This window comes from Sphaerochaeta sp. S2 (assembly GCF_016406725.1).
In the GTDB taxonomy this organism is placed as follows: domain Bacteria; phylum Spirochaetota; class Spirochaetia; order Sphaerochaetales; family Sphaerochaetaceae; genus Sphaerochaeta.
Window position 1 is genome coordinate 1 of the sequence record NZ_JAEKNT010000226.1, and the last position, 5186, is coordinate 5186.

Sequence of the window (5186 nt, forward strand, 5' to 3'; positions counted from 1 at the left end):
GCAGTACACTACACATAGCCAGCACTCCTCTTGGAGGGTCCATGCAAGATACAGTGATCAAGTGGTTACTAGATGGAGATGTTTCCATTCAATACCTCACCCATACTACACTCCTTGACAGTGAAGCCTCAGTGGTCGAATCGCTCCAGAAAAGGATTGAGAGAGAAGGATACGGAAAAAAACTCCTCTCTTGCCAGACTGAAACAGGTCATTGGGGCCTCTGGTACTATCAACCAAAATGGACCAGCACCCATTATACGCTTTATGCATTGAGACAGCTCGGGATTCACCCAGGAGTGGAAGCTTGCAGGCAGATGGTAAAGAGAACGTTTGATGAGTGTATGCTCTCTTGTGGTGGTATGAACTTGGCGAAGAGTACCATGCCAAGTGATATCGCCATCGATGGCATGTTCTTGGATTATGCAGCCTACTTCTGTTGGGAAGAGGAGCGAATTGAAACCCTCGTTGCATACCTTCTTACCCAGAAAAAACCCCAAGGGGGCTATAGCTGGAACTATGATTCTCCCATAGGAGATCCACACACAACCATCTGTGTGATTGAGGGATTTCTCTCCTATCTTGAACAGGGAATACAAAACCATACCCAACTCGTCCGGCAGGCTGTACAAGACGCCATAACGTTTATCATCGACCACAACCTATTCTGGGATGATGACAAACGCTATCAGAAACTCACCTACCCTCACTACTACCACTATGACATACTTCGATTCCTCGTTGCTGCCTCACGTTTCAACTATACCTGCGATAAACATATACGCAATGCTCTTCAGTGGTTGAAAAACAAAGAAAAGGATGGATTCTGGGAACTGGAATATGTGCACCCAGGTGCAGTCCATTTGATGTATGAACAGAAACGTGAAAGAAGCCGATTCATCACCTATAAAGCACGCTCTGTCCTGCAAACATATGGGTAGAATTGGATTGGTCCACAATTTCAGTATTGTTTTGCCTGCATTTTATTCCATGCTATACTTTCGCCATCCACAATGAAAGGGGAAGCAATTGCAAAACCTGAGAAAGAAACCCTATGCATACAGCGAACAGGAGCTCATAGAAACACTCTCTACTGATGGAAAAGAGGGACTCGCCCCAGAAGAAGCCCAGAGGCGATTCGATGAGTTTGGCCCAAATACGATTGAGTCAGGAAGCAAGGTATCTGCTTGGAAAATCTTGCTTTCAAACCTGAACAATATTATCGTCTACCTACTTATGGTGGCAGGGGCTGTTGCCTTCATCATGGGGGATACGGTAGAGGGGATAGCGATCATCATCGCAATTCTCATTGCAGTACTCTCCGGGTTTATCAGTGAATACAAGGCACAAAAATCTGTGGAATCCTTGCAGAACATGGTTAAAACCACCGCCAAGGTCATTCGCGGTGGCTCTCTCACGGAAATTGAGTCCTCAGGTCTTGTTATTGGTGACTTGATATATATCGAAGAGGGGGATTCAATCACCATTGATGGCCGCCTGACCAGTACGAAAAACTTTGCAACCAATGAATCGGCGTTGACCGGGGAATCAGAGGCAATAGACAAGGATACGCTGACCATAGACGAGCAGGATGTCCCAATCGGGGACAGAAAGAACATGGTGCACGCGGGCACCGCAGCCACACGGGGCAATGCCTATGCAATTGTTACCGGTACCGGCATGAACAGCGAGTTGGGACGAATCAGTTCCATGCTCGAGGAAGAAGAACAGTCCGATACCCCATTGGAAAAACAGCTCATCACCCTGGGAAAATCCTTGATGCTGATCTCCTTTGCAGTAGCAGCAATTGTAACCATTACAGGGATTATCACCGGCAGAGAGCTCTATGAGATGATCAAGATAGGTATCATTCTTGCTATTGCTGCAGTACCCGAAGCGCTTCCTGCTGTCTCCACCATCACCCTGGCTCTGGGAATGAAAACCATGGCAAATCATAATGCCTTGGTAAAAAGTCTCCCTGCAGTGGAGACCCTGGGCTCGACTACCGTAATCTGCACGGACAAGACAGGGACTCTCACCGAAAACCAGATGACGGTGACCCATTTGCATCTGAAGGATGGGTCTGTCTATACAATTACTGGCAAAGGATATGAACCAGAGGGGACATTCTCAAACGACGATGGTGAAATTGATCCATCAGAACATGATTCCTTGCAGGAATTTTTACTCGCTGGCGCCTTTTCCAGTAATGCAACACTGGTGAAGGAAGAGACCTACTCCATCGTAGGAGACCCTACCGAAGGTGCATTGGTCGTTTTAGGGAGAAAGGCTTCGATCGACAGGAAGGAGAAGGAAGAAGGAGCGTGGGAACGCATCGGGGAGATTCCATTCGATTCTACAGCCAAGTATATGGCAACCGCATACCAACAGGACAACAAAGAGAAAACCCTGTTCATCAAGGGTGCTCCTGATGTCCTGATTGATATGAGTGGAATGGAACAGAAAGAGAAACGATTGCTCCAGGAAGCAAATGATACACTTGCAAGTGAAGGTCTACGAGTCCTTGCAGTCGGAAAGTTGTCTGGGTATCAGGGAGATGGATCTGAGCAGGCAATGAAGGAGGCCTTGCAGCAGGGCTTCACCATCCTGGGTCTCGCAGGTATCATCGATCCTCCTCGTGAGGATGTAAAACAAGCGATTCAGGAAGCCAGGGAAGCAGGCATCCGCGTCATCATGATCACCGGTGATCATCCAAAGACCGCAGGCATTATTGCAGGGCGAATAGGAATGGATGTCTCTGGTGAGGTCATCACCGGCAAGGAGATGGACCAGATGAGTGAGGATGAGCTTGCTGAAAAAATCAAGAACACCTCCATCTTCGCCCGGGTATCTCCCGAGAATAAATTGCAAATCGTCAGGGCCCTGAAGATCGATGAAGAGATAACCGCAATGACCGGTGATGGGGTGAATGATGCACCTGCGCTTAATGGCGCTGACATCGGAGTGGCTATGGGAATACGGGGAACCGAGGTCGCCAAGGAAGCATCGGACATGATCCTTACCGATGACCGCTTCTCTACCATCGTCGATGCAGTGAGAGAGGGAAGAGTAATCTTCGACAATATCGAAAAATTCATCTACTTCCTCTTCTCCTGCAACTTCATTGAGATTTTTGTGGTCTTCATTTCAATCATGCTGGGACTACCGATGCCGATCGTAGCCCTGCAAATCCTGTGGCTGAATCTGGTGGTTGATGTCTTGCCGGCAATGTCCCTTGCATGGGAACCAGGAGAGCCTGGGGTGATGAAACGAAAACCAAGGGACCCGAGGCGAGGAATCATGAACCGTTCATTCGCAATGGGAGTCCTTGGGAATGGAGCTGTGATCAGCTTGGGAGCACTCGCTGTATTTACGATCTCCCTCGCTATGGGATGGGAGACACGAATCGCACAGACCATCACCTTCACTACGATGGCTTTTGGGCAGCTGGCACATATCTTCAATGTAAGGGAGAAGGAGTCCTTCGGTTTGGATCGGAACATTCTGAAAAACCGGTTCCTGATCTTGGCTCTCATTATCTCGGTATTCTTGCAGTTGCTTGCCATCTATGTTCCACTGTTAAGCAACGCGCTTGGCACCACGGCACTCAATGCAACACAGTGGCTGTTTGTTCTTGCAGGAGCCGTACTCCCTCTGCTGATCATCCAGACAGAAAGAGCCATCAAGAGACGTATTAGGAAATCATAGCTCACCTTCAATTTTATGGGATAGAAACAACAAGCCCCCGCTATATGATTGCATAGGCGGGGGTTTGCTTGGTGGAATTGGTGGATTATCTGCTGTGTCTTCCCTTGAGAATCTCAACAACTTCACTCAACCGTACTTCCTTCTGGGTAAGGAGTACCAGGAAGTGGTAGAGAAGGTCTGCAGCTTCCCCGAGGAACAGATCCTTGTTGTCATCCTTGCTCTCAATGATGAGTTCAACTGCCTCTTCCCCTACTTTTTGTGCAATCTTGTTGATGCCTCTACTGAAAAGATGGTTGGTGTATGAACCTTCCTGGGGGAATTCACGGCGGTCATGGATAACCTGCTCAAGGTAGAATAAGAAGTCGGTTGCTGGAATTTTTTCAGGGTTGTTTTCTTCTGCAAAACAGGTATCACTTCCTGTGTGGCACACCGGTCCAGTTGGTATTGCCTTGATCAGAAGGGTGTCATGGTCACAATCCTCAATAATCTCCCTTACCTCAAGATAATTTCCACTGGTCTCCCCTTTCGTCCAAAGCGTATTGCGACTTCTGGACCAGAAGGTGACAAGCCCACGGTCACGGGTAATCTTGAGCGATTCATCGCTCATATAGCCGAGCATCAATACCTTGTTTGTTACAGCATCCTGGATAATTGCGGGAACCAATCCACCCTGTTTTTCGAAATCAAGAGCCATATAATCCATCTCCTTACTACTACTTACGCATAGTTATACCATGTTGTTCAAGAAAAATCTTCAACTCTGGGATATCAATTTCATGAAAATGAAAGATGGAAGCTGCCAAGGCAGCATCGGCCTTGCCATCAGTGAATACTTCATGGAAATGATCCATTGTTCCAGCCCCTCCACTCGCGATGACAGGAATTCCCACCGCCTCAGAGACTCGACGGGTCAGATCAACAGCAAACCCTCCCTTCACCCCGTCATGTTCCATGCTGGTAAGCAGAATTTCCCCTGCTCCCCTGCTGTAGGCTTCCTTCGCCCAGGAGATGACATCAACCCCGGTTCCTTTCCTCCCACCATGGACGTAGACCTCCCAACCTTCCTCAGCTCCATTGTCAAAGGCAGGATTTCTTCTTGCATCAATGGCACAGACTACACATTGACTGCCAAAACGCAGAGCGAGCTCATCGATGACCTCCGGTTTTGCCACAGCCTGACTATTGATGGATATCTTGTCGGCGCCGCTATCGAGCAGAGATGCCACGTCAGCCTCATTCCTGATGCCACCACCGACGGTAAAGGGAATACCGATATGGTCGGCAATACTCCTTACCAAGGAACGGAAGGTTGAACGGTTCTCAACCGTTGCTGTGATATCAAGGAACGTCAGCTCATCCGCACCACAGCGACTATACGCCTGGGCTAGCTCAACCGCATCCCCTGCATCACGCAAGTTCACAAAGTTGACCCCTTTTACTGTACGTCCATCACGGACATCAAGACAGGGAATGATTCGTTT

The 5186-nt window shown here is 48.4% G+C and carries 4 protein-coding genes; 2 read left to right on the top strand and 2 right to left on the bottom strand.

Annotated features, from left to right (window positions below; all coding sequences use genetic code 11):
• Positions 1-41 precede the first annotated feature (41 nt).
• Positions 42-938 (top strand): hypothetical protein, encoded by an 897-nt coding sequence (locus JF818_RS06210; protein WP_198891159.1) that lies wholly within the window; start codon positions 42-44, stop codon positions 936-938.
• An 88-nt stretch (positions 939-1026) separates the two neighbouring features.
• Entirely contained in the window at positions 1027-3705 is a 2679-nt protein-coding gene (locus JF818_RS06215; RefSeq protein ID WP_198891161.1) for an HAD-IC family P-type ATPase, read from the top strand.
• 85 nt (positions 3706-3790) lie between these two features.
• On the opposite strand, the gene hisIE is transcribed toward JF818_RS06215, so the two are convergent.
• Both hisIE and hisF read right to left on the bottom strand, forming a co-directional pair.
• Positions 3791-4408 (bottom strand): bifunctional phosphoribosyl-AMP cyclohydrolase/phosphoribosyl-ATP diphosphatase HisIE, encoded by a 618-nt coding sequence (gene hisIE / locus JF818_RS06220; protein WP_255528432.1) that lies wholly within the window; start codon positions 4406-4408, stop codon positions 3791-3793.
• Positions 4409-4418: 10 nt separating this feature from the next.
• Positions 4419-5186: imidazole glycerol phosphate synthase subunit HisF (hisF, locus tag JF818_RS06225; protein ID WP_198891165.1), on the bottom strand; the 768-nt coding region annotated here is incomplete at its 5' end.

Bases quoted from the DNA above. Each gene is read 5' to 3' on its own strand.
- JF818_RS06210 (WP_198891159.1), top strand. From the start codon at position 42: ATGCAAGATACAGTGATCAAGTGGTTACTAGATGGAGATGTTTCCATT.
- hisIE (WP_255528432.1), bottom strand. From the start codon at position 4,408: ATGGATTATATGGCTCTTGATTTCGAAAAACAGGGTGGATTGGTTCCC.